Annotated in this window: 27 protein-coding genes; 16 read left to right on the forward strand and 11 right to left on the reverse strand. The window is 72.7% G+C overall.

What is annotated here, in order from left to right:
- The first annotated feature begins 35 nt into the window (after nt 1-35).
- Together ABZ721_RS12635 and ABZ721_RS12640 are read left to right on the forward strand one after the other, a co-directional pair.
- Complete coding sequence (locus ABZ721_RS12635) at nt 36-758, forward strand: hypothetical protein (RefSeq protein WP_358788632.1); 723 nt, start codon at nt 36-38, stop codon at nt 756-758.
- A gap of 57 nt (nt 759-815) precedes the next feature.
- Nucleotides 816-1,814 (forward strand): winged helix-turn-helix domain-containing protein, encoded by a 999-nt coding sequence (locus ABZ721_RS12640; RefSeq protein WP_358788633.1) that lies wholly within the window; start codon nt 816-818, stop codon nt 1,812-1,814.
- A gap of 39 nt (nt 1,815-1,853) precedes the next feature.
- On the opposite strand, the gene ABZ721_RS12645 is transcribed toward ABZ721_RS12640, so the two are convergent.
- A complete protein-coding gene (locus ABZ721_RS12645) occupies nt 1,854-2,252 on the reverse strand; it encodes a MerR family transcriptional regulator (protein ID WP_358788634.1) in 399 nt (132 codons plus the stop codon).
- A 65-nt stretch (nt 2,253-2,317) separates the two neighbouring features.
- Here ABZ721_RS12645 and ABZ721_RS12650 point away from each other — a divergent pair, with 65 nt between their 5' ends.
- Entirely contained in the window at nt 2,318-3,577 is a 1,260-nt protein-coding gene (locus ABZ721_RS12650) for an MFS transporter (RefSeq protein WP_358788635.1), read from the forward strand.
- 13 nt (nt 3,578-3,590) lie between these two features.
- On the opposite strand, the gene ABZ721_RS12655 is transcribed toward ABZ721_RS12650, so the two are convergent.
- From ABZ721_RS12655 to ABZ721_RS12665, 3 genes are read right to left on the reverse strand one after another with little or no spacing between them, the layout of a single operon-like run.
- Nucleotides 3,591-4,454 (reverse strand): hypothetical protein, encoded by an 864-nt coding sequence (locus tag ABZ721_RS12655; RefSeq protein WP_358788636.1) that lies wholly within the window; start codon nt 4,452-4,454, stop codon nt 3,591-3,593.
- Nucleotides 4,455-4,512: 58 nt separating this feature from the next.
- Nucleotides 4,513-5,217: a GntR family transcriptional regulator gene (locus tag ABZ721_RS12660; RefSeq protein ID WP_358788637.1), complete on the reverse strand. Its 705-nt coding sequence runs from the start codon at nt 5,215-5,217 to the stop codon at nt 4,513-4,515.
- Between the two features lie 36 nt (nt 5,218-5,253).
- Entirely contained in the window at nt 5,254-6,330 is a 1,077-nt protein-coding gene (locus ABZ721_RS12665) for a YafY family protein (RefSeq protein ID WP_358788638.1), read from the reverse strand.
- 88 nt (nt 6,331-6,418) lie between these two features.
- Between ABZ721_RS12665 and ABZ721_RS12670 the strand changes: the two genes are divergently transcribed.
- From ABZ721_RS12670 to ABZ721_RS12685, 4 genes are all read left to right on the forward strand, one after another.
- The gene (locus ABZ721_RS12670; RefSeq protein WP_358788639.1) at nt 6,419-6,817 is read left to right on the forward strand and encodes a VOC family protein; all 399 of its coding nucleotides are present in this window, start codon (nt 6,419-6,421) and stop codon (nt 6,815-6,817) included.
- 199 nt (nt 6,818-7,016) lie between these two features.
- Entirely contained in the window at nt 7,017-7,994 is a 978-nt protein-coding gene (locus ABZ721_RS12675) for a DJ-1/PfpI family protein (protein ID WP_358788640.1), read from the forward strand.
- Nucleotides 7,995-8,093: 99 nt separating this feature from the next.
- A complete protein-coding gene (locus tag ABZ721_RS12680; RefSeq protein WP_358788641.1) occupies nt 8,094-8,849 on the forward strand; it encodes an MBL fold metallo-hydrolase in 756 nt (251 codons plus the stop codon).
- Nucleotides 8,850-8,976: 127 nt separating this feature from the next.
- Complete coding sequence (locus tag ABZ721_RS12685) at nt 8,977-9,414, forward strand: ester cyclase (RefSeq protein ID WP_358788642.1); 438 nt, start codon at nt 8,977-8,979, stop codon at nt 9,412-9,414.
- Nucleotides 9,415-9,813: 399 nt separating this feature from the next.
- Here the strand turns inward: ABZ721_RS12685 and ABZ721_RS12690 are convergent, their stop codons facing one another.
- Nucleotides 9,814-11,250 carry a PLP-dependent aminotransferase family protein gene (locus ABZ721_RS12690; RefSeq protein ID WP_358788643.1) on the reverse strand — a complete coding sequence of 479 codons (1,437 nt, stop codon included), beginning with the start codon at nt 11,248-11,250 and terminating at the stop codon, nt 9,814-9,816.
- 46 nt (nt 11,251-11,296) lie between these two features.
- On the opposite strand from ABZ721_RS12690, the gene ABZ721_RS12695 reads away from it, so the two are divergent.
- From ABZ721_RS12695 to ABZ721_RS12705, 3 genes are all read left to right on the forward strand, one after another.
- The gene (locus ABZ721_RS12695; protein WP_358788644.1) at nt 11,297-12,238 is read left to right on the forward strand and encodes an aldo/keto reductase; all 942 of its coding nucleotides are present in this window, start codon (nt 11,297-11,299) and stop codon (nt 12,236-12,238) included.
- A gap of 139 nt (nt 12,239-12,377) precedes the next feature.
- Nucleotides 12,378-12,545 carry a hydrophobic protein gene (locus ABZ721_RS12700; RefSeq protein WP_277436296.1) on the forward strand — a complete coding sequence of 56 codons (168 nt, stop codon included), beginning with the start codon at nt 12,378-12,380 and terminating at the stop codon, nt 12,543-12,545.
- A 197-nt stretch (nt 12,546-12,742) separates the two neighbouring features.
- Nucleotides 12,743-13,150, forward strand: a complete 408-nt coding sequence (locus tag ABZ721_RS12705; protein ID WP_358788645.1) for an SgcJ/EcaC family oxidoreductase — start codon at nt 12,743-12,745, stop codon at nt 13,148-13,150.
- A 119-nt stretch (nt 13,151-13,269) separates the two neighbouring features.
- Here ABZ721_RS12705 and ABZ721_RS12710 read toward each other — a convergent pair whose 3' ends face one another.
- From ABZ721_RS12710 to ABZ721_RS12720, 3 genes are all read right to left on the reverse strand, one after another.
- Entirely contained in the window at nt 13,270-14,241 is a 972-nt protein-coding gene (locus ABZ721_RS12710) for a sigma-70 family RNA polymerase sigma factor (protein WP_358788646.1), read from the reverse strand.
- A 66-nt stretch (nt 14,242-14,307) separates the two neighbouring features.
- Entirely contained in the window at nt 14,308-15,804 is a 1,497-nt protein-coding gene (proP, locus tag ABZ721_RS12715) for a glycine betaine/L-proline transporter ProP (protein ID WP_358788647.1), read from the reverse strand.
- A 175-nt stretch (nt 15,805-15,979) separates the two neighbouring features.
- Nucleotides 15,980-16,366: a hypothetical protein gene (locus ABZ721_RS12720; protein WP_358788648.1), complete on the reverse strand. Its 387-nt coding sequence runs from the start codon at nt 16,364-16,366 to the stop codon at nt 15,980-15,982.
- Between the two features lie 180 nt (nt 16,367-16,546).
- Here ABZ721_RS12720 and ABZ721_RS12725 point away from each other — a divergent pair, with 180 nt between their 5' ends.
- Nucleotides 16,547-17,311 carry a hypothetical protein gene (locus tag ABZ721_RS12725; protein WP_358788649.1) on the forward strand — a complete coding sequence of 255 codons (765 nt, stop codon included), beginning with the start codon at nt 16,547-16,549 and terminating at the stop codon, nt 17,309-17,311.
- An 87-nt stretch (nt 17,312-17,398) separates the two neighbouring features.
- On the opposite strand, the gene ABZ721_RS12730 is transcribed toward ABZ721_RS12725, so the two are convergent.
- Nucleotides 17,399-18,367 (reverse strand): ADP-ribosylation family protein, encoded by a 969-nt coding sequence (locus ABZ721_RS12730; protein WP_358788650.1) that lies wholly within the window; start codon nt 18,365-18,367, stop codon nt 17,399-17,401.
- 300 nt (nt 18,368-18,667) lie between these two features.
- Here ABZ721_RS12730 and ABZ721_RS12735 point away from each other — a divergent pair, with 300 nt between their 5' ends.
- Both ABZ721_RS12735 and ABZ721_RS12740 read left to right on the forward strand, forming a co-directional pair.
- Nucleotides 18,668-19,894 (forward strand): MFS transporter, encoded by a 1,227-nt coding sequence (locus tag ABZ721_RS12735; protein ID WP_358788651.1) that lies wholly within the window; start codon nt 18,668-18,670, stop codon nt 19,892-19,894.
- A 14-nt stretch (nt 19,895-19,908) separates the two neighbouring features.
- Nucleotides 19,909-20,862, forward strand: a complete 954-nt coding sequence (locus tag ABZ721_RS12740) for a GNAT family N-acetyltransferase (protein ID WP_358788652.1) — start codon at nt 19,909-19,911, stop codon at nt 20,860-20,862.
- A gap of 213 nt (nt 20,863-21,075) precedes the next feature.
- Here the strand turns inward: ABZ721_RS12740 and ABZ721_RS12745 are convergent, their stop codons facing one another.
- Complete coding sequence (locus ABZ721_RS12745; RefSeq protein WP_358788653.1) at nt 21,076-21,735, reverse strand: DUF5701 family protein; 660 nt, start codon at nt 21,733-21,735, stop codon at nt 21,076-21,078.
- Between the two features lie 134 nt (nt 21,736-21,869).
- Entirely contained in the window at nt 21,870-22,283 is a 414-nt protein-coding gene (locus tag ABZ721_RS12750; protein WP_358788654.1) for a cytidine deaminase, read from the reverse strand.
- A gap of 132 nt (nt 22,284-22,415) precedes the next feature.
- Here ABZ721_RS12750 and ABZ721_RS12755 point away from each other — a divergent pair, with 132 nt between their 5' ends.
- The 3 genes from ABZ721_RS12755 (at nt 22,416) to ABZ721_RS12765 (ending at nt 23,919) form a co-directional block, all read left to right on the forward strand.
- A complete protein-coding gene (locus tag ABZ721_RS12755; RefSeq protein ID WP_358788655.1) occupies nt 22,416-22,748 on the forward strand; it encodes a metalloregulator ArsR/SmtB family transcription factor in 333 nt (110 codons plus the stop codon).
- Nucleotides 22,749-22,782: 34 nt separating this feature from the next.
- Nucleotides 22,783-23,490, forward strand: coding sequence for an NAD(P)H-dependent oxidoreductase (locus ABZ721_RS12760; RefSeq protein WP_358788656.1), 708 nt, complete (start codon nt 22,783-22,785; stop codon nt 23,488-23,490).
- Between the two features lie 102 nt (nt 23,491-23,592).
- Nucleotides 23,593-23,919, forward strand: a complete 327-nt coding sequence (locus tag ABZ721_RS12765) for a helix-turn-helix domain-containing protein (RefSeq protein ID WP_358788657.1) — start codon at nt 23,593-23,595, stop codon at nt 23,917-23,919.
- Nucleotides 23,920-23,929: the final 10 nt, after the last annotated feature.

The following is a 23,929-nucleotide window of genomic DNA, read 5'->3' on the forward strand; positions in this document are numbered from 1 at the left end:
TCACCCCATCGGGCGACACGAAGGGTACTGCCGCCATGGACGCCGTCTCCACTGCCGTCGTCTCGGCGCTCACCTCGGGCGCCATCTCGCTGAGCCTGGTACTGCTGGCCAACCGCCAGCAACGGCGAGACGGCAGCCGCGCGCAACGGGAGACGCAGAACATGACGTACCTCAATCCCCTGCGCTGGCACGCCGCGGAGACCCACCACCGGCTGTCGTTGTACGCCGTGCGCGTCGACCGGCACGGCGCCTACCGGCCCGCGCAGGTCATCGGCGACCCGCAGGACCTCGACGGCAAGGACGCGGCCTGGTTCGCGGGCACCGGATGCGCCCTGGTGTCCAGCGTGTGGATCACCGCGTGCCTGTTCGCCCAGATGACCCGCGCCCGCCATGACGTACCGTTCCTGCGCCTGTCCAACAAGGACGACACCGAGCTGATCACCTCGATCATGAAGGTCCATGTGGCCTTCGCGGCCTGCGGGGTCCTGTACGCGACGCAGTCGAGCATCGGCACCGACGCCCTGCTCGAGCCCGAGGGCCGGCTCCGCAGCTACCGCGAGTTCTGCACCGTGCTCGCCGAGCCGGAACGCCGCGCCTGGGCCAATCCCCTGATCCACTTCCACCTCGCCATCGCGGGCGGCGACCGCCGCACGGAACTGCAGCGGGCCCTGGAGGCGCTGTCCGCCCTGTCGGACTTCCTCGACGGCACCCTCGCCGGTGGGGCGTCCCTGCGTGCCCGGTGGGATGCCGAACTCTAGGCTGGGCAGGCTGGGGATGCGCGTACGCGCTCCATCGCGGGGGCAGGGGGCCGGTCGGTGTTACGCATCCACTTCACGGCGGAGGACCTGGCGCGCACCCGGGTCGCCGCGACGATCGGCGTCGCCGCGGAGGTCTACTACAGCCTGGAGCTGCTGCGGGACCGGCGGGACCTGGCGCACTTCCGCTCGTGGCGGTCGGCGGTCGCGGGCCGGTTGGGAGCGGACACCCGCCCGCTGACGTCCCTGGTTCCGGTGCGCGGCCCGGGGCTGGACCTGCTGGCGCTGATGGGTGACGCGCCGTCGTTGGACCACGCGGTGGACCATCTGCTGCACGCGCCGGCGTCCCGGCTGCGCCGCGAGTTCGACAGCCTCGACTTCCATCCCGGACACCTGGGATGGGCCCGGCGGGTGGCCGAGGGGGACCGCGAGGCGCGGCGGGAGGTCGCCCAGGCGGTGCGGGCCTGCCATCGGCTGACCGTCGAGCCCTACTGGCACAGGGGGCGGGCAGCCTTGGTCGCGCTGTCCACCCGCTGCGCGAACCTGGTCCTGGAGGGCGGCGTCGACCTGCTGCTGCGCTCGCTGTGCGCCCCGTTGGTCCGCTGGCGTCCACCGGTGCTGGAAGCGCCCTACCCGCGCCGGACCGACGTGCATCTGCGGGGCCGAGGTCTGGTCATCACCCCCACGGTCTTCACCACGGGCACGGTGAGTCTGCTGTGGGACCCCCTCGACACCGCCCAGCCGCCGCGGCTGACCGTACCGGTCCTGCACGAGCCGCTGGCCGATGCCCCGGCCGGGCCGGACGGCTCCCCCGCGCGGAGCCTGGAGTCCTTGCTCGGCCGCACGCGCGCTGCCGCACTGCGGGTGACCGCGGAGGGCTGCACGACGACGGAGCTGGCGCGCCGCCTCAACGTCTCGGCCGCGGCCGCCAGTCAGCACGCGACGGTGCTGCGGAACACGGACCTGATCACCACCAACCGGCGCGGCGGCTCCGTGCTGCACGCCATCACCCCGCTGGGGCTGGCCCTGCTGCGGACCGGCACCCTGACCGCGTCGTGACGCCGCGGGCCGCTGGGAGAGGCCGCTGTGGGTGGCCGGTCAGGGCGTCGGGGCGGTCTCCGCGGCGGCGACGGGGTGGCGGTTGGCGCGCACGATGGCGAGGTACTCGGCGACGGCGTCGCGGTTGCGGGTCAGGCACTCGATGCGCTCGGTCAGCCGGTCCCGTTCGAACTCCAGCGTGGCGAGCATCTCCGGGGTCGCGTCGGGGAAGTGGATGATCCGGGGTTTGTTCAGGCACGGGAGGATCTGCTTGATGATCCGGGTCGGCAGTCCGGCATCGAGCAGCCCGCGGATCTGCAGCACCCGGTCCACGGTGTACTCGTCGTACGCGCGGTAGCCGTTCGGGGCGCGGCCTGCGACGATCAGCCCCTGCTCCTCGTAGTAGCGCAGCAGCCGGCGCGGGGTGGCCGTGCGCTCCGACAGTTCTCCGATGCGCATGTGCGCCGCCTCACTCCCGCCCGGCTTGACCTTCACATGGATGTGAAGGTTCGAGCATACGCACCATGACAAGCGATACCACCCAACTGCCCGACTCCCGCGGCGAATCCGGCGACCCGAGCGGCCGGACGCTGCCGTGGCCCGCGCTGCTGGCGCTGGCGACGGCCGTGTTCATCACCAGCCTCACCGAGACCCTGCCCGCCGGCCTGCTGCCGGCGATGAGTGCCGACCTCGGTGTCGGCGAATCGGCCGCCGGGCAGACGGTGACGATCTACGCGATCGGCACCGCCCTCACCGCGATCCCCCTGACCGCGGCCACCGCGGGGTGGCGGCGCAAGCGGCTGCTGCTGAGCGCGATGGCGGGGTTCGCCGTCGCCAACACGGTCACCGCCGTGTCGACGAACTATCCCCTGACCATGGTGGCCCGCTTCGGCGCCGGGGTCGCCGCGGGCCTGGCCTGGGCGCTGCTGGCGGGCTACGCCCGCCGCATGGCGCCCGTCCATCTGCAGGGCAAGGCGATCGCGGTCGCCATGGCCGGCATTCCAATCGCCCTGTCGGTGGGGGTGCCCGCCGGGACCTTCCTCGGCCACGCCCTGGACTGGCGGGCGGCGTTCGGGGTCATGACGGTGCTCACCGTCGTCCTGCTCGCCTGGATCACCGCCACGGTGCCGGACCACCCCGGGCAGCGGCCCGAAGGCCGGACGCCGATGCTGCGCGCCCTGACCGTCCCCGGGGTGGCACCGGTGCTGTTCGTCACCCTGGTCTTCGTGCTGGCCCACACCCTGCTCTACACCTACATCGCCCCGTTCCTCGACCGGCTCGGCATGAGCGGCTCGACCGACCTGGTGCTGCTGCTCTTCGGCGCCGCCTGCCTGGTGAGCATCTGGATCGTCGGCATACACATCCACCGGCGGCTGCGCGCCCTCACCCTCGCCAGTACCGTCCTGGTCGCCGTGGCGGCCGCGGTGCTGGCGGTCCTGGCCGACACCCCCGTCCTGGTCTACCTGGCGGTGGTCCTGTGGGGGCTGGGATGGGGCGGTGTCCCCACCTTGCTGCAGACCGCGGCGGGCGACGCGGGAGGCGAGTCGGCGGATGCCGCGCAGGCCATGCTCGTCACCTTGTGGAACGTGGCCATGGCCGGCGGCGGCGTCGCCGGCGGCGTCCTGCTCGACACGGTCGGCTCCACGGCGCTGCCCTGGAGCGTCCTGGTCCTGCTGGCGCCCGTCCTGCTGGTCGCCGTGGCCGCCCGCGTCCACGGCTTCCCCGCGCGGGGCAGACGCGCGGAGTCTGCCCCGCTGCCGCACGACGGATCACGGCCGCACTGAGAACCTGCGGAGCTCAGCCCCTGCCGAAGAGCACGGCCGGGAAGGCGCCCGCGGCCCGGATGGCGGCGGTGAAGCCGCCGCCCAGTTCGGTGAGGCGGGCGGTGGCGGCCGGGCCGAGGTGGTTGTACGGGGCGGCGTCGAGCCGGTCGGTGAGCGCCTCGGCCTCGCCGCGCAGCGCCGTGCCCGACTCCGTGAGGTCGCCGGCCGCGTCCAGCAGGCCGCGCGCCCGCAACTGGTCCTGCGCGGCGGCCCACTGCTCCGCCGACCACCCGCGGGTCTGCATGAACAGGGCCGCTTTCGGCGCCGTGCCGGTGGCGTTGTGCATGACCAGCGCCTCGATGCCGGACAGGCCCGCGAGCGCCAGGGCGGCGAGGTGGCCGTCACCGCGGTGCTCGCGCAGCAGCGTCGCGGCGTACCACAGCGCCAGGTGGGGTTCCTCGGGCACGGGGAGGTCGGCGTTGGCGGCGTACAGCGGCCGCGCCTCGCGGCGGCAGGCCTCGGTCGCCCGCAGTGCCAGCTCGGCCGTCTCGCTCAACTCCTGGGACGCGAGGGCCTCTTCGCCGAGCAGCCGCCGCAGCATCTTGTCGACGCCGCGCAGCCGGGCGGCGATCACCGCGTCGGGGGTGGTGACGGTCCATGCGGCGGGGATGACCCGGCCCACGTGCTCGGGGTTGAAGTTGTAGAACGTCGCGGCGACGGTGCCCGCGCCGACCGCCCCGAGGGGGGCCGCGCGGCCCGCGAAGTAGATCATGGCGCCGCGCTCCAGCCCGAGGGCCGCGAGTTCGTCCGCGTGCTCCGGCGCGAAGTACACGCAGCCGTGCAGGGGGGACAGGGCGTGGTGGCACAGTCGGCCCGTAGTCGGCTCGAAGGTCGTCATGCTGCGGCTCCGGTGTCGGTTATGAGGGTGGGTCGTCCGGCCAGGTGGGCGGGGGGCATCAGGACTCCTTCGGGGGTTGGTGGTGCGGGCAGCTCGTCAGGGCGTCCGCGGTCTGGGTGAGGTGGTGGGTCAGTACCTCCGCGGCGGTGTCGGCGTCGCGGGCCAACGCCGCCTCCTCCAGCTGCCGGTGTTCGGCGGCGCCGTCCCGGTCGGGGTCGCGGTGGGCCGACCAGCGGCGCGCCAGCTCGCTCGCGGTCCACATCCGGTCGAACGTCGCGAGCAGGACGGGATTGCCGCACCCCTCCAGAAGGGTGCGGTGGAAGACCCGGTGGGCTTCGGACCACGCGCTGCTGTAGTACGCGCCCTCTTCCGGCACGTAGGGCGCGGTGCGGGTCAGCCGGTGGTGGGCGGCGCGCACCCGGGCCTCCCAGTCGACGTCGCCGCGTTCGACCGACAGGCGCAGCACGACCGGTTCGATGGTGCGGCGGGCCTCCGCGATCTCCTGCCAGCGGCGGTCGGTGAAGGCCGGGACGGCGAAGCCGCGGTTGGGCAGCCGGTCGGCGAGGCCCTCGCCGACCACCCGTACGAGCGCCTCACGCACGACGGCCAGGCTCACGCCCCGCTCCTTCGCGAGGTCCTGCGGCTTGAGGGCCTCGCCGGGGGCGTGGTCCCCCCGCATGATCGCGTCGCGCAGGTGGGCGTAGACCTGCTCGGACAGCATGGGCTTGCCCGCCGGGCTCGGAGGGTCGATCGTCGGGTTCATGCTGACATCATAGATGATCCGCACGATAATCGATTATCAAGGGCCGACATTGCGCCACTTCTCCGTCCCCCCGCGGCCCGGAGCGCTCCTGGCTAGTCCCGCGGCGGGCTGCGCCGGGCGCAGCGGGCTGCGCCGGGCGCAGCGGGCCAGCCGCTCGGCGAAGGCTTCGACCAGGCCGTGGAGCTCGTCCGGGCCTTCGATGACGAAGGGCCGGTCCAGCGAGGCGAGTACGGCCGGCAGCCAGTCCAGCCGCTCAACCCGCAGCTCGACGCGGCAGCAGCGCTCGGCCCCCGCCGGAGCGCCGTCCGCAAGCGGCAGCTCCGTCACGAGCGCGAGACCGGCGGGCAGCCGGGTGTGGATGTACGCGGCCGTCGCCTGGATTCGCAGGGCCACCTCGTGCCGGTACGGCACCGTGGCGAGTGCGGTCAGGACGCGCTCGGCCGGATCGAGTTCCTCGGGCCGCTCGAACGAGCCGGGCAGGACCCGCACCTCGCTGATGCGATCCAGGCGCAGCGTCCGCTCCTCGCCCGCCGAGGGATCCGCCGCCGTCACGTACCACCTGCCCGAGTGGGCGACGACCCCGTACGGGTGCAGGACGCGCTCGCTGCGGCGGCCGTCGGCGGCGGTGTACCGGATCGACACGGGTCGCTGGTGGTGCACCGCGTCGGCGATCGGGAGCAGGACCGCGGGCTCCGGCGCGGCGGCCGTGCCGGGCGGGTCGGTGAAGGCGAGGGAGGCCAGGACGGCGTCGAGCCGGCGGCTCAGCCGCTCGGGCAGCACCCGCCGGATCTTGGCCGCCGCGGTCTCGCGCGCCGTGTCCGTGGCCGTCGTCAGGCCCGAGCGCCGGCCCGCGATCAGGCCCAGCAGCACGGCCAGGGCCTCGTCGTCGCTCAGCATCAGCGGCGGCATGCGGTAGCCGGCGGCGATCCGGTAGCCGCCGTAGCGGCCGCGCACCGACTCCACGGGCACGTCGAGGTCGAGCAGCTGCTGGGCGTAGCGCCGCACGGTGCGTTCGTCGACCTCCAGCCGGTCGGCGAGTTCGGTCACGGTCCGCAGGCCGCCGGATTGCAGGAGCTCCAGCAGGGTCAGCACGCGGGCGAGGGGGCGGGTCACAGCGAAAGTCTCCCGCATATACCGGGCGAGTTCCGCCCGGTATCAGTCGTAGCGTGGGGCCACCGCCACCGACTGACAGGAAAGTCCCATGAACTTCGTCTCCCTCCGCATCATCACCAGCGACGTCGCCCGCCTCGTGGCCTTCTACGAGCGCGCCACCGACGTCGCCGCGACCTGGTCCACCGAGGACTTCGCCGAACTCCGGACCGCCTCGGCCACCCTCGCGATCGGCAGCACACGCACCGTCCCGCTGTTCGCACCCGGCTCCGCCCACCCGGCTGACAACCACAGCGTCATCCTCGAGTTCCTCGTCGACGACGTGGACAGCGTCTACAAGAACCTGAGCGGCTTCGTGGAGGAGTTCGTCAACGAACCCACCACGATGCCCTGGGGCAACCGCGCCCTGCTCTTCCGCGACCCCGACGGCAACCTCGTCAACTTCTTCACCCCGGTCACCCCGGCCGCCATCGCGAAGTTCACGCGCTGAGCACCCCGCGCCACCCGCACAGCACCCACGCTCACGCCCGCTTCCGAGCGCCGCGTCGCCGTCACTCCCCCGCCAGGCCCCGTACGGCCAAGGGCGCGGTGCCCGCCTGGCGGGGGCGGCCGGCGGGTCGACGGCCATGGCCGGATCCGCCAGAAGCTCGTCATTGCGGCCGTCGCCGGCCGGACGACATGATCAGCCCATGTCCCAGCCATCCCACCGCGTCGTCATCGCCGCCTTCCCCGGCGTCGAACTCCTCGACGTCACCGGACCCGCGGAGGTCTTCTCGGTCGCCACCCGGGTCGCCGGACCCCACCGGGCCGGCTACGCGGTACGGATCGCGACGCCGGACGGCGGCCCGGTGGCCACCTCCAGCGGCGTCCGCCTGATGGCCGACCTCACCTTCGACGCGGTCGGCGACCAGGCGGACACCCTGCTGATGGCCGGCGCGATCAGCCTGGTGGACGACCGGGTGGAGCCGGTGATCGACCGGGAGGTCACCGCGTGGCTGCGCACCGCGGCCCCCCGGGCCGGCCGGGTCGGGTCGATCTGCGCGGGTGCGCACCTGCTGGCCGCGGCGGGTTTGCTCGACGGCAGGCCCGCCACGACCCACTGGCTCACCGCCGCCCAACTGGCGGCCGAGCATCCGCAGGTCGCGGTCGATCCCGACCCGATCTTCATCCGCTCCGGGAACGTCTGGACCTGTGCCGGCGTCACGTCAGGGCTGGACATGGCGCTGGCGATGGTCGCCGAGGACCACGGCCAGCCGCTCGCGCTGGCCACCGCCCGGATGATGGTCATGTACGTGAAACGCTGCGGCGGGCAGAGCCAGTTCAGCGTGCCGCTGTCCGTCCAGGCGACCGCCGGGGACCGCATCGACGACCTGCGGGTCTGGATCGCCGAGCACCTGACCGACGACCTCTCGGCCGAAACCCTCGCCGCGCGCCTGCACCTGAGCGTGCGTCACTTCTCCCGGCTGTTCCGCCGGCGCACCGACACCACGCCGGCCGCCTACGTGGAGTCCGCCCGGCTGGAAGCCGCCCGCCGCCTGCTGGAGGAGAGCGACCGGAGCCTGCCGGACATCGCCGCCGCCAGCGGTCTGGGCTCGGTGGAGACCTTGCACCGCGCCTTCCAGCGACGCCTGGGCACCACACCCGCGGAGTACCGCCGCCGCTTCTGACCGCCCGCGGCCCACCTGCTCATCCCCCCTGACTCACCCACCGCCGCCCGGCGGTTCCTCGCCATGCCCGCGCAACCACCAGCCACCAGGAGGAGAACCATGCCCCGTACGAAAGTCGTCCCGATTCCGGTCATGGGCCGGCACGCCATCAACGCGTACCTGCTGCTCGGCCGGCGACCCGTCATCGTCGACGCCGGCACGCCCGGCAGCGGCCGGCGGATCTACGAGCAGGTCGCCGAGCAGGGCGTCGACCCCGCCGACATCGCGCTGATCGTCCTCACCCACGGCCACATCGACCACTTCGGCTCCGCCGCCGAGTTGCACCGCCTGACCGGTGCGCCCGTGGCCGGCCACGTGAAGGACCTCGGACCGTTCCGCACCGGCAAGGTCCGCGAACCGTATCTGCCCACGGGCCCGATGGGACGCCTGATGAACCGGAACAGAAACCTGCACGTCCGGGCCGAACCCGTCGAACCCGGCGTACTGATCACCGGCGAGACGCGCCTGGAGGACTTCGGCATCGCCGGCCGCGTCATGCCCACCCCCGGGCACACCGCCGGATCGATCTCCGTCCTCACCGACGACGGGGACCTCGTCGCCGGCGACCTGATCGCCAACTCCTTCATGGGCCTGATCCCCGGCCGCCCGGCGAACCTGCCCTTCCACGACGACGCCCGGCAGAACCTCGCCAGCCTGCGCGCGATGCTCGCCCTCGATCCCACCGCACTGCACGTCGGCCACGGCACCGCGCTGGAGCCCGGCCGGGTACGCCGCTGGGCGGAGCGCGAGCACGCCCGCCTGACCCGGCGGGAGGCCGCGGGCCGCCTCCCCTGCCGCGCCGAGGGCCCGTCGTGACCGTCGCCCAGCCGCGCTGCCGGCCGCCTCCAGCCGCGCGCCGCGTCACAATCCCGGCGGCTGTGTTGTCTTACTGCACGGACGCCGCCCACCGGGCGGCGACAGCCGAGACCCGAGGTGACACCGCATGGCATCGACAACCGGGGCGACGACCCCCACGGCAACGCTCCACCGCTTCCACTCCGCGGTCAACAGCGGCGACCGGGACACCATCGCCCGGGCCATCGACGAGTTCGTCGCACCGGACGTGCTCTTCCACGCGCCGGTACCGATGGGCGCGACGGGAGCCGAAGCTCTGAAGCAGGTGTGGGACGTCCTCCTGCGCGCGTTTCCCGACATCCAGGTCACCGTCGAGGAGACGGTCGCGGAAGGAGACCGGGTCGTCTCCCGGAACACCGTGACGGGAACCCACCGGGGCGAGTACCAGGGCCTGCCGCCCACCGGCAGGCCCGTCAGCTACAGCGAGATCTTCATCTTCCGCTTCGCCGGCGGTCAGATCGCCGAGATCCGCGGCGTCGTCGACGTGCTGGCGCAACTGCGCCAGCTGGGCGCCGTCCCGTCCTGAAACGCGGCCGGTCCTGCGCGAACAGCGCGGCCCGGTGCGTCAGCTCCGCGCTGATGCCGTACCGACGCGCAGGAACCGTCCAGTCGCCAGGACCACGGCGCGCGCTCGGTCCGGGACCCGCACGAGACCGTGCGCGATGCTGTGCACACTCAGGTACCAGAGTCGAGAACGGTGAAGCTGTGCAGGGTCAGCACGACGGAAGCCAGGGTCCCGAGAGCGCCGCAGACGGCCAGCAGCCGGTTGAAGCGGTGTCCTGATGCGATGGTGCCCGAGCTGGCGGTGCGCTCCCCATCGGCGAGGCGTCGGTCGAGCGGGGATGTCGCCCGGCACTGTTCCTCAGGTCGCAGCCGGTTGGAGCAACTTCCCTTCCGTCGACTCCCCTTGGGGCCCGCGCATCCTCTAACGGCCGGTATCGGCCCGTGGGTGCGGTGCGGTTGAGCGCAGCGCCTCGGTCAGGAGGGCCACGGCCGGGGGGATCTCCGTGTCGTTGATGTTGCCGTAGCCGAGGACGAGGGCGCGCTGCGGGGAGGGGGCGGTGCGGTAGGTGTCGAGGTCCGCCAGGCGCAGCCCGGCGGCGGTCGCGGCCTGGACCGCCGCGCGGGCGTCGGTGCCGTCCGGCAGGTGGAGCAGGAGGTGCAGTCCCGCCGCGGTGCCGGAGACCCGGCTGTGCGGCAGGTGGGTGGCGAGGGTGTGGACCAGCAGGTCGCGGCGGGAGCGGAAGCGGCGGCGGGCCGCGCGCAGGTGGGCGTCGTACCAGCCGCGGTCGATGAAGGTGGCGAGGGCGAGTTGGTCCAGTACCGGGGGCGCGGCGGCGACGGGGTTCGCGGCCCGCAGCGCCTGCGTCAGCGCGGCGGGCGCGAGCAGCCAGCCCAGGCCCAGGGCCGGCGACAGGGTCTTACTGACGGAGCCGAGGAGGAAGACCCGGCCGGGATCCATGCCCTGCAGGACGGCGACCGGGTGGTGGTCGTAGCGGAACTCCGCGTCGTAGTCGTCCTCGATGACGAAGCCGTCCACGGAGCGGGCCCACCGCACCAGTTCGGCCCGGCGGGCCGGGGAGAGCACCGTGCCGGTGGGGAACTGGTGGGCCGCGCCGACCACGACGGCCCGCGCGGGGGTGCGCACCAGTTCCTCGACGCGCAGGCCGTCGTGGTCCGCGGGCACCGCGTGCACGCGCAGGCCGGCGCTGCTCGCCGCGTCCCGCAACCGCCCCCAGCCCGGCTCCTCCAGGGCGACGTCGGTGATCCCCTCGGCGTGCAGGGCCCGGCAGGTGCGGACCAGGCCGTCGGTGACGCCCGCGCACACCGACACACAGTGCACGGGCGCGTCCGCGCCGCGCGAGCGCTGCAGGTACTGCGCGAGGGTGGTCCGCAGGACCGGGTGCCCGGCCGGGTCGGGCAGGCCGAGGTCGTAGTGGACCGCCGAGCCGGTGACCGTGCGGACGGCGTCCGCCCAGCGGCGGCGCGGGAACGCCCGCAGGTCCGGCAGGCCGGGCGCGAGGTCGTAGCGGATCGGTGCGCGCACCGGCGTCCGCGGCGCGCTGGAGCGCGGTGGCGCGGTGTGCGGGGTCCACGACACCCGCGTCGCGGAGCCCACGCGGGCGACGAGGTAGCCCTCCGCGACGAGTTGCCCGTAGGCCTGGGTGACGACCCACCGCGAGCAGCCGAGGTCTTCGGCCAGTGCCCGGCTCGGTGGCACGGCGGCGCCGAGCGTCAGCCGGCCGGTGCGGATCGCCGTGCGCAGGGCGTGCGCCAGGCGGTCGTGCAGCCGCCGCCGGCCGTCGGGCGCGGCGATGTCGAGCAGCGTGGCCCACGCGAAATTGGTCTGGGAATCCGCCATGGGATTGGAGCGTACCGTCGATCCGAATCCGCCTACCGTGATCATCATGATGGAGAACCTGGCCCTGGGGGCCATGCTGTTCGGCACGGCGCACGACGAACGTCGCTCGTTCGAGCTCCTCGACCGTTTCGTCGACGCCGGGGGCGTGTGGATCGACACGGCCAACTGCTACTCGTTCTGGGCCGATCCGTCCGGATTCGGCGGGCAGAGCGAGCTCGTGCTCGGGCGCTGGCTGGCTCGCCGCCCGGGCGTCCGCGACCGGGTGCGGATCAGTACCAAGGTGGGGTGCGAGCCGCTCGAGGCCGGGCGCTACCCGGAGACGGCCGAGGGCCTGTCGGCGGAGGTCGTCAAGAACGGGATCGAGGCCAGCCTGCGGCGGCTGGGCACCGACCATGTCGAGTTGTACTGGGCGCACAAGCCCGACCCCGTCACACCGCTCGAGGAGACGGTCGCCGCCTTCGACGAGTTGGTCGCCGCGGGCACGGTCGGCCGCCTGGGCTGCTCCAACTACGCCACCTGGCAGATCGAGCGGGCCCGGCGGATCGCGCAGGACCAGGGCGCCACCGGTTTCACCGCGATCCAGCAGCAGTACTCCTACCTGCGGCCGCGCCCGGCGACCCGGCCTTCCGTGGTGCACCGCTTCGGTGCGGTCACCGACGAGGTACTGCACTACCTCGAGCAGCACCCGGACATGGTCCTGTGGGCCTACACGCCGCTGCTGAGCGGCGGCTACACCCGCGCGGACAAGCCGCTGCCGCCCGAGTACGAGCACCCCGGCACCACCCGGCGCCTCCAGGTCCTCGACGAGATCGCCGCCGAGACCGGTGCCAACCGCAACCGGGTGGTGCTGGCCTGGCTGACCGGCGGAACCCCGGCCGCCACCCCGATCGTCGGCGTCAGCTCCGTCGAGCAGCTCGACGAGGCGGCCGCGGGCGCGGCCCTGCGGCTGACGGCCGAGCAGCGCGACCGCCTCGACGGCGCGGCCTGACCCGAAGGCCCCCTGAGCGGGCCGCCCCTGGCTGGCCGTGCCTGCCCCTGGGTGCCCGTGCCTGCTGTAAGGAAGATGTAAAACCCGCAGGCATGATCAGTTCGACTCAGGGAATGCGCTGGTCAGGAGGTTGATAACCATGGGTCCACTGCTTTTGGTTCTACTGCTCGCGCTCATCCTGTTCGGTGCCGGCTTCGCCCTCAAGATCCTTTGGTGGGTCGCGGTCGTCGTCCTGGTGGTCTGGCTGCTCGGCTTCGTCATGCGGGGCACGCACTCCGGCGGTCGCCACCGCTGGTACCGCTGGTAGTCGGCAACAGCCGGCGAAACGCGCATGGTGAGGGGCCCGACGGACAACCGTCGGGCCCCTCACCATGCCCGGCCCCGGGCCCCGCCGGACGTCAGCCCAGTGCCGCTGCCCCGTGCGATGAGTTTCGCGTTCCCCGCCGGTATGTACTGACGGGCCCGATCACGGCCCTGAGGATTCCGAACCACGAGGAGCGCACCATGACCGTGACCCGATCACTCGACGAGACCGCCATCCAAAGCGTCCTGGACGGCGTCTACCAGGCCTGGGACGCGGGCGACGCCGACGCGTTCGTCGCGGAGTACCGGGACGACGCCACCGCGATCCTGCCCGGCTCCTACCGCAGGACGAAGGCGGATGTCCGCGCGAGCATGGCCGCCGGCTTCGCGTCCTTCCTCCAGGGCACCACCAGCATCAACAAGCTGGACAGCATCCGCTTCCTCGGCGAGACGGCCGCGGTCGTGGTGAGTGAGGGCGGCATCAAGTTCCCGGGCGAGACCGCGATCCCCGCCGACCGCCTCGCGTACGCGACGTGGGTGCTGGAGAAGCGGGACGGCGCCTGGCTGGTCGTGGCCTACCACAACAGCCCCGCCGTCGTGCCGAGCTGACGCCTGCCCCCACGGAGTCGCCCTGCGGGCGCTGCGCCCCGTCCGGCCGGGACGGGGCGCACTCTCCCCTCGGCCTCGGTGGGCTGTGCTGCGGGCACAGCCGCCCCCTGCCACCCCGGCTACCGCGTCTGTCCCTCGTCCAGTTCCTCCGGCAGCCCGAAGGCAGCGAAGATCTCCGCGTCCTGGAACACCGTGTTGCGGCTGATCCCGGCCGCGGTGACGCTGAACACCTGCAGGGTGTGCAGGTGGTAGCCGCCGCCCTCCACCCGCCAGTAGGCCGCCAGCGCGGGCTGGCCGTTGGCGGCCGTCCGCACCATCCTCCAGTCCTTGCACATCGAGAAGACCCAGTCCATGAACGCGCCGTAATGCTCGCGGCCGGAGAACCAGTTGACCATCGGCGGCATCTCCAGCAGCACGTCATGGGTCAGCAGTTGCTTGATCGCAGCCACGTCGGCACGCTCGAAGGCCTCGACGAAGCGGTCGATCCGCGCGCGCACCTCCCGCTCGGACGGTTCGGCGACCTCCTCCTCCGGCACCCCCGCCTCGCGCAGCTGCCCCCGGGCGCGCTGCAGGGCGCTGTTGACCGCCGCGGTCGACATGCCGAGGATCTCCGCCGACTCCGCCGCGGAGAAGGCCAGCACATCGCGCAGGATCAGCGTGGCCCGCTGACGGGCCGACAGATGCTGGATCGCCGCGACGAACGCCAGCCGGAGCGAGCCGCGGTCCACCGCCGCCCCCGCCGGGTCCGCCCCGAGCAGCGCGTCCGGCAGGGGTTGCAGCCAGGTCACCTCGCCGCGCACCAGCGGCAGGGACGGGTCCTCGCTGGGGGCCACCAGGCCCGACGGCAAAGGGCGCCGGCTCCGGCCCTCGAGCGCGGTCAGGCAGGCGTTCGTCGCGATGCGGTACAGCCAGGTGCGGACCGACGCCCGCCCCTGGTCATAACTGTCCCTGGCCCGCCACGCCCGCAGGTAGGTCTCCTGGACCAGGTCCTCGGCATCGTGGACCGATCCCAGCATCCGGTAGCAGTGCGCCAGGAGCTCCGACCGGTGCTCGTTGATCCGCTGATCGAAATCCTCTGCGACGGGCCCCATCGTCCCTGCCTCTCCCCTGCCACGGCCGCAGCGACCCTACCGCAGCACCCCCGGCACGCCCCCGCGCTAGCGGTGGCGGTGCGAGCGCAGGCGGATCCACAGGTCGCGGGCCTGCCGGCCGGCCGCCGTGCGGCTGCGGGCCACCGCTTGCTGGGCCTCGCCGGCGGTCTCGACCATCGGCCCGGAGCCGGGCAGCGGCCGGCCCGCCGTCTCGCGCAGGAAGAACGTCGACACCAGACCCACTGCCCCGGCGACCATCAGGTAGTACGCCGGGACCATGGTGTTGCCGGTCTTCTCCACCAACGCGGACGCGAACAGCGGCGTCGTCCCCCCGAACAGGGACACGGAGAGGTTGTAGGCGATCGACAGGGCCCCGTAGCGCAGGCGCGTGGGGAACAGCGCCGGCAGGGTCGCGGCGGCGGTGCCGGCGAAGCAGACCAGCAGCAGCCCGAGGATGGCGCAGCCGAACGCGGGCAGCAGGATGCCTCCCTCGCGGATCAGCAGGAACGCGGGATAGGCCAGCACCATCAGCGCCACGCTGCCGAGGGTGAACAGCGGCCGCCGCCCCCAGCGGTCCGAGCTGCGGCCGACCGCCGTGATGGTCAGCACCACCAGCAGCATGGTGCAGAGCACCAGCACCTGGGCGGTGGTCTCGCTCTGGTCGAGCGTGACGGTCATGTACGTCGGCAGGTACGAGGTGACCATGTAGTTGGTGACGTTGTAGAGCAGGACCAGGCCCATGCAGATGAGGACGGCCTGCCAGTGCTGCGTGAAGATCTCCTTCAGCCGCTGGTGGCCGGACTGGCGGGCGTCCTCGACCGGGTCGTCCTCCGCGGACTCCTGCTGCGAGGCCGCGTAGGCGGCCTCCCGCTTGAACGCGGGTGTCTCCTCCAGCTTCAGCCGCATGTACAGGCCGATCAGTCCGAGCGGGCCCGCGACGAAGAACGGGATCCGCCACGCCCAGCTCTCCAACCCGTCCGAACCCACGGCCAGGGTGAGCACGGTGACCAGCCCGGAGCCGAGCGCGTATCCGACGAAGGTGCCGAAGTCGAGCCAGCTGCCGAGGAACCCGCGCCGTTTGTCGGGCGCGTACTCGGCGATGTAGGTGGTGGCGCCGGCGTACTCGCCGCCGGTGGAGAACCCCTGCACCAGCCGGCAGACGAGCAGCAGCAGCGGGGCGACGAAGCCGACGGACGCGTAGGTCGGCAGGAAGCCGACCGCGAACGTACTGAGCGCCATCATGATCATCGTGGCGGCGAGCACCTTCTGCCGCCCGATCCGGTCGCCCAGCGGGCCGAAGACCAGCCCGCCGAGCGGCCGCACGAGGAAGGCGGCGGCGAACGTGGCGAACGTCGACACGACCTGCGCACCGGGCGAGCTGGAGGGGAAGAAGACCTTGCCCATGGTGCCCGCGAGGTAGGCGTAGACCCCGAAGTCGAACCACTCCATGGTGTTGCCCAGGGCGGCGGCGGTCACCGCGCGGCGTACCTGCGGCTGGTCGGAGACCGTCACGTCCTGCTCGCTGAGCGCCTTCTTGCGCCGCCGCAGGAGCGTGCGCACCATGCGGTCCGTCGCGGGGTGGGACTGCGGTCGCTGCCCTGCCGCGCGCACGCCCCGGGACCGGCGCCGGGTCGGATCTGCCACGTCATCAGTCCCTCTGCCAGTGCGGACACCTCGGCCGAATCCCCCATTGTTGGGGGACGCGGTCGGTCGCGCCCGCTGGGACCGTCCGTTCGTGTCAGTGGCCGGGACCTGCCTGGCGGGGTATCCGGGCGGGGATGCCGTACGCGATGAACAGGTCGATGACCGTCGTCGCCCGCTCCCGGGCGTCCTCCGCGTCGAGGCCGTCGCTGCCCGGGTTGAAGCGCCAGATACCGGGAGCGGGGACGCTCACGGCCCCGGTCGCCGCGATCGTGGCCAGCGCCGTGAGCACCATGCCTTCCGTCAGCTCCGTGCGCCGGGCGACCCACTCCCGGTCGGGTATGGGGAACTCCCCCTCCGGCAGGCCCGGCGGACGGGGCCCGTCCATGATCCACTCGCAGATGGCCTCATGTACCCGGTCCACGTTCGCGAGGATGATCTCAAAGAGCTGTTCGCGTTCGCGGCCGCTTCCGAACGGACTCATCCCGGTTCTCCCCCCGGGCCCGCGCACACGGGCCTCCACCCTTTCAGTGCGCCGACCCTCCGCCCGCGTTGCAGCGGGCGACCTCTCCTCGCATGCACGGCCCCACCGGAACCCGGATGAGTACGCGGGCTCATGCGGCACGCCCGTCCCGGGCGGCAGGCTGAGGGAGGAGGTGCGCAGATGAACGAGACCGTGGCAGGCCGATGGCGCCGAGGGCGTGAGCGGTGCGCCCAGGCAGGTGGATTGCTGCTGGCGCTCGCCTTGATCGGGCTGTCGACGGCCTGCTCCCGTGAGCTGTCGGAGAAGTACCTGCGGGAGCAGGCCGCCTCGCCGGGGACCGAGGTCCTGCGGGTGGCGGAGGAGCAGAAGATCCGCGCCCTGATCGCGCGGCTGAGCGCGGTCGCGGGCGTGGAGCACGTCCGCACCCGCCTCACCGATGCGTGTGGCAGACCCTCCAGGAGCTCGGTCTTCGAGAGCAACCGGTCGCCGGACGCCCTCACGTGCCAGATGCAGGCCGTCGCCTACTTCGGCGTCCCGGGAGACATCGGCACCGCGCTCACGCGCATCGGGGCAGCCCGCCTCGCGGCATGGGGGCCACAGGACGATCAGGGCCGGGATGTACCGGGCGCGGCCGGCACGGTGACGTACGCGCTCGAGTACCACCGGGCGCGCGGCACGTATCCGGACGGCAGCCTCATGTCCGCGCCCACCCTCGAAGTGCCGGGCCTGCAGATCGACTGGGACCGGCCTGACCTGCCGCTCCGCAACGTCATCGCGGAGCCCGCCCCTTGCGCCGCGGACGACACCGCAGGAATCTACTCGCGCTGCTCAACCGTGCCGCCGGAACCGATCAGCGTTGCGGCCGCGCGGGCCCGGTACGGCACGATCCTGACCCTCACCCTCCACCTCAGCCCCCACTACTTCACCGTGCCCCGCCGGAAGTGAACCGCGCGGCCGGACGCCCCTGGTGCCTCGCTGACGCGGATGGCGCACGGCTGATGCGGATGGCGCACCGCGCACCGACGGCCCGCCTCACGCCGTGCCGCGCCGCAGGACCTCCACGTCGCGCAGGTGGCGATGCCGGTGATGAGCGGCCGCGATCGCGGCCAGGGACGGCCGGTCGAGTTCGAGATAGGCGGCGTTGAGAAGTTGGGCGGCCAGCCCCTCCCGGGCGCGGTCGCCGCCCGAGGCCCAGTGCAGATCGCGCCCCAGCACCAATGCCTGCGCGGGATCTCCCGCCGCGCAGCGCCGCCGCGCCTCCGCGGCGCTGCGCTCCAGGGCGGCCGGGTCCTCCAACGCCTCGCAGGGGTTGGCGGCGAAGCGGGCTGCGTCGGGCGCCGGCCCGCCGACAGCGGCCGCTCCGCAGACCAGGGCGCCGGCCTCGTCCAGGGTCGTGAGGCGGTTCGCGTCGAGGGGTCGGCGGACGAAGTCGTAGCGGTAGGAGTAGGCGCTGCCGATCTCCGGGCGGCGCTCGGTCTCGTACCCGTCCAGCGCCTGGCGCAGCAGCCCCAGCCGCACCAGCTTCGCCGCCACGTCCGGATCGTCCTGGTCGTCGTCCGCCACGTCGGTCCAGCAGCGCTCCAAGATCGCGCGGACCGTCTGCAGGGGCGTCTCGACCCGCCGGTCGATCCCGCCGCCGTCGCGGGTGTAGTACGACGCGACCGCGTCGCACGTGCGCCCGTCGTCGGTCCACAGCCCGTAGTGCAGACCGTCGGAGTGGCCGTACATGAAGGTCAGGAACTCCGGCGGATCGCGGTAGAAACGGCCGTGCACCCGGACGTCGATGCCCGCGCGCGGCTGCGGATCCTCCGCGAACAGATCCAGAATCCCGGCCGGGCCCACCGAGATGTCCGCCAGGGCCTGCCGCTCGGCCGGCCCGGCAGCGGCGCAGAACTCCCAGAACCGGAGGACGGAGTCGGGCAGTTCCAGGCCCCAGTCACGCTGGAAGCGCTCCACGACTCTCGCCCGGTCGTCCGGCCCGCGACCTGCTGAAGCCCGCATGAACCACCCTCCGCGGCCGGGGAAACGTGTGCGTTTGCTGCAGACCGAGAATAGAGGAGGTTGCCGGGCGGCCTGGACGCGGCTCGATCGCCCGCTTACGCTCGGCCCACTGATCGATCCCAGCATTGATCCCTCCGAACGCACAGGAAAGACATCTGCCCGGTGACGGAGTCGGCGTGGGACACGCGTCCCTGCCCCACGCCAGCACTGGACGGTTCCAGGCGATGACCACGGGTCGGCACCTCAGGACGCCGACGACCCCGTGTGGTCCGCCCCGCCGGGCAGCGAAAGGCACGCGCCGTGCCCTCGGCGACCTACCGCACCCTGCTCCGCACCCCCGGTGCCGCATCCTTCTTCCTCAGCGCCACCATCGGCCGCCTCGGCATCGCCATGACCGGCCTCGGCATCATCTGGCTGGTCCACGACCGGACCGGCTCCTACGCCGGGGCCGGGTTGGTCACCGGCGGCTTCGCCGTCGCCGAGGCGCTGGCCGGGCCACAACTCGCCCGGCTCATCGACCGCTTCGGCCAGACCCGCGTGCTGCCGCCGGCCCTCCTCGCCCACACCACCGCCGTCGTCCTTCTCCTGCTCCTGGTCGACCACGGCAGTCCGCCGTGGCTGACGACGGCGGCCGGAGCGCTCGCGGGCGCGACCATCCCGCAACTCGGAGCGCTGTCGTCCGCGCACTGGTCGGCACTGCTGCGCGGCGAACGGGCCACAGGGCTGTCCACGGCCTTCGCCCTGGAATCCCTCGGCAACGGGCTGTGCTACCTGGCCGGACCGGCACTGGTCACCGCGGTCGGGGTGAGCAGTGCCGGTCCGGCCCCGGGCACGCTGCTGGCGGCGTCCCTCGTGGTCGGCGGCGGACTGGCCCTCGCCGCCCAGCGCCGCACCGCGCCGGCGACGGCCGGCCCGACCGAACGCAAGCGCGCGGGTCACTCGCTGCTGCGGCCCGGCTTCCCGGCGCAGGCCGGCATCAACCTCACCCTGGGCCTGTTCTTCGACGCCATGCAGGTCTCGGTGACGGCCTTCGCGGTCGTGCAGGGCGCGCCGGAGCAGGCCGCGCCGCTGTACGCGGTGTCGAACTGCGCCGGCCTGCTGGCCGGCTGGCTCTACGGTCTACGCCAGTGGCCCGGCACTCCGCGGGTCCAGCTCTCCCTGGCAACAGTCTGGTTGGCGCTCAGCTGCCTCCCGTTGCTCGCTGCCGCCTCGATGCCGGCGATGGCGCTCGCACTCGCTGCCACCGGTCTGGCGATCCCCCCGACCCTGGTCCTCTCGTCCCTGCTCACCACGGCGTCGGTGCACCGCGCCCCCCTCACACAGGCGTTCACCTGGCTGAACTCCGCCAGCGCCGCCGGTTCGGCCGGTTCGGCAGCCCTGTCCGGACGCGCGGTGGACGCCCACGGCGCTCACGGCGGCTTCGCCATCGCCGCGGCGGCCTCCTGCCTGATGGCCGTCCTGACCGCGGCTCACGCGCTCGCTGCGCGCGCTGGCCGATATCGGCTCGACCGCGGTGCAAATCCCTGACACGGTGGCGCACTATGACCTCTCTCGGCCGGCTGACCGCCGCGGACGTGGAACTCATGCAGCAGCTCGCGCAGCACGTCACCGCCACTCACCCGGAACTGATCAACGCCGATGCGTCCTTCGGCGAACTGGCCTGGGTCTGGGGCAAGGGGCACACCGCCCACGGCGCCACGTGGCCGCGTCGACTGTGGTTCTCCGAGGGGGATCTGGTGGCGTGGGCCTGGGCCTTCCTTCCGCACCAGGTCAAGCGGAACGACGGATCGGTCAAGGACGTCACCGACGCCTACCTGAGTTACCAGGTCCATCCCGACCATGCCGGGCTGATCGCCGAGGTGATCGACTGGTACGACCGTACGGCGGCGGACGTGGAGCGGACGGTGGTGCCGAGCGCCGCCGATGGGTTCGCCCTGCAGCGATGGGCGGCGCACGGCTACGAGACCGACCCGTCCTCGCTCGGCGACCACGGATCCTGGACGCAGCTCAACGAGCGGGACCTCACCGACGTGGAACTGCCGGTCCTGCCCGACGGATTCCGCTTCCGCACCGCCGACGAGGTCGGCCCGCAGGCCGCGGTCCAGGCCCACCTGGACGCGTGGAGTCCCTCCTCCTACACCGCCGAGAGCTACCAGGGCGTCCGCCGCACGAGGGGGTACCGGGGCGATCTGCACCTGCTGGTGGAGGCGCCGGACGGCACGATGGCGGCCTCGACCATCATGTGGCTCGACGAGGCGAACCGCACTGCCGAGTTCGAGCCGGTCGGAACGCACCCGAACTACCGCCGCCTGGGCCTGGCCCGGGCGATGCTCCTGCAGGGAATGCACCTGTCGCGCGCAGCCGGCGCCACACGCATGACCGTCCCCTGCCTGGGAGCCCCCGGGTACCCCGCGGCGCGGGGCCTGTTCCACGGCGTGGGCTTCCGAGAGCTCACCCGCGACGCGCCGCTGGTCAAGACCGGGGCGCCGAGCTAGGAAGCCCTCTCATCGAGCGGGCCTGTTGCAACAGGTGCGGTGCGTGTGATGTTCGGGGCGGCCGAACATCCTTGGTCGTGCTGTAGCGCCCCACCGCCACGGTGTCGGCGAACCCGGTGGGCAGGGCCGTCGTCGAGCGCTACGAAGACTCCGAAGGGTTCGATCGCCGCAACCGTGCCGGAAGGCCCCGGTGGGCGTGGATGCCCGCCGCGCCTACCCCTGACGGGCTGTTGCGGACGCGAAGCCCAGCCACGTGTGTCGGTTGCCGGCCCAGCACCAGCCGACCTTTGGGGCGTTGCGGCGCTCCCGGCCGTCGCGGCCGGTGCCGTTGCTGATCCAGATGGCCGGGGTGCGGGCGTCCAGGGTGCCCTTGGGCTTGCGCAGGCGGGAGCCGATGGTCATGAAGCAGTGATCGCGCTCCAAGGCGTCGGGCCGCTGCAGCACCCAGTGGATGCCTTCGGTGAGCACCAGCGGGGTGCGCGCCTGCTCGGTGAGGGCCGGCAGGGCCTCGTCCGGGGTCCAGTTGGCCATCTGGTCGCCGCGATCGACGCCGCTGAGGAGGTAGAGCGGGGCGTCGGGCAGCACGACCGTGTCGATCGGGGTGAAGCGGTCGACGTCCGTCATGTCGGTGACGACGAAGCCGGGCTTGTCGTCGCGGCGCAGCAGCGGCGCGAGCGCGGACGCCGGAGCGCGCTCGGGGTGCACGGCGAGCAGGGCGCCGTCACCGGTGGGTGTCACGGCAGCCGCGGCGTATGCACGGACCTCGGCCGCGGTCAGGCCGGCGATCTCGTGCACCCCCAGCTCGATCAGTCGCTCGGCCTGCGCACGCAGGCCCGGAAGTACGCGGAGTGCGGTAGCAGTGGTGGTGGGCACGGTTTCCGGCACGATGCTCCCAGCAGCAGAAGTATGGGACAGGCGCAGACCAAACGAGACGGCTCGGCGAAATGTTCCCGTCACCACCGCGCCCGGCACTCGTGAACCACCGACCGCCTGACGCTGGGCGCGCTCTATGCGTCGTCGAGTTGGTGGTCCGACCAGATGTAGCTTTCGGGCAGCAGGGCGGTGATCGGGAGTGTTCGCGGGCCGTTGCCCGTGCCGACGATGACGTTGATGGCGGGGAAGTAGTCGAGCAGGACCTGGCGGCAGCGGCCGCAGGGCGGCACGACGCCGCGGTCGCGGTCTCCGACAGCGACGATGGTGTCCAGTTCGTACGCGCCCTGAGCGGCCGCGGTGCCGATGGCGACCAGTTCCGCGCAGGGGCCGCCGGTGAAGTGGTACGCGTTCACCGCGGTGATGATCCGGCCGTCGCGGGCGCGGGCCGCGGCCGCCATGGTGTGGTTGTCGCCGCGGCAGCGCGTTGCCGCGACGTGCGCCGCGGCCTCGATCAGTTCGTGGTCGACGGGGTCGGCCTGGGGCGTCATCTTCTCTGCCTTCCGGTCCGGCTGACGAGGGTGCCGGTCCAACATCGACATTGTGCAGGGCGGCGCTCGTCCGCCGCCGCCCGGGATCGAGATATCGTGATGTGTCGGAGTGTTCAGCGGGAGAGGTGGCGCATGGCCGTGGCGGCAGGATCGGATCCGGGCGAGTTGATCGAGGTGTTCAAGGCCCTCGGCAACCCCGCCCGCCTGCAGATCATGCAGTGGCTGAAGGATCCCGAGGCGCATTTCGCCGAGTACGAGCCGATCGCGGACCGGCAGGCGGTGGGCGTGTGCGTCACGCACATCCAGGCGAAGTCGGGTCTCGCCCAGTCCACTGTCTCCACCTACATGAGCACGCTGGAACGTGCGGGGCTCGTGCATCCGACCCGGGTGGGCAAGTGGACCCACTACCGGCGGGATCCCGAGCGGCTGGCCCAGGTGGCGCGGGCACTGGACACCACCATCTGATTGACAAATCGCGATACGTCGATATGATCTCTTCATGTCGACCTTCGATGCTGCCCCCATCGCCCTGATCGTCCACGCCCACCCCGAGCCCGCCTCCTTCGGCTCCGCCCAGATGGCCACCGCGGCGCAGACCCTGCGCGATGCGGGGTACCGGGTCGACATCCTCGACCTCTACGCCGAGGCCTGGGATCCGGTGCTCGCCCGCGCGGAGTTCGCGCCCGCCGACGGACCCTTCAAGCCCCAGGCGGAGCAGATGCGCGCCGTCGCGGACGGGACGCTCGACGCGGCGGTCGGCGGGCATCTCGACCGGCTGCTCGCCGCCGACCTGCTCGTGCTGTCGTTCCCGATGTGGTGGTTCTCGCTGCCCGCGATCCTCAAGGGGTGGGTGGACCGGGTCTTCGTGATGGGCGGGGTCTTCGGCGGGGACCACGGCCTGTTCGGCGACGCGGCGCTCGCCGGGAAGCGGGCGATGCTGCTGTTCACGACGGGCGGGTCCAGCGCGTCGTTCCGCCCCGGCGGAGCCTTCGGCCCGATGGACGACTTCCTGTTCCACATCCACCGCGGGATGCTCGAGTTCGTCGGCTACCGGGTCCTCGACCCCGTGATCACCTACGGCCCGGCCCACCTGACCGGCCAGGAACGCGCGGCGGCGCTCGACGCCGTCGCCCAGTCCGTCGCCCGCGCCGCGGCGGAGGCGTTCCCCGCCGGGGCTCGGAAGACGCGGTCAGCCCTGCCGGGTTGAGTGACCCGGCACGGCGGGGTCGGCCAGGCGGGCTCCGGGGCGCGTGAGCGTCCAGCGGGTGCTGTCGGCGAGATCTTCGACCGACGACTCGCCATCGTCTCGATGTCCTTCGTCGAAGCCGAGGTCAACAACTCCTTGCTGCTGGTGCGTCCCTCCAGTCTGCTGTCCGCGCTGACCGGGCTGTTCGAGACGTCCTGGCGCTCGGCGTTCCCCATGCACTTCAGCGACCGCGTCCCACCCGCGCTGCGCACGATCCATGTCCGGATCCTGGAACTGCTCGGCGCAGGTGTCACCGACGATGCCATCGCGGAGCTGCTCGGCGTCAGCCGCCGCACCTTGTCCCGCAACCTCGAGCAGTTGAACCAGCGGGCCGGCACCGTCACGCGCTTCCAACTCGCGCTGTACGCCGTCCGCAACGGGTGGATCTGACCCAGCCGCG

Source organism: Streptomyces sp. NPDC006733, from assembly GCF_040636125.1.
Classification (GTDB): domain Bacteria; phylum Actinomycetota; class Actinomycetes; order Streptomycetales; family Streptomycetaceae; genus Actinacidiphila.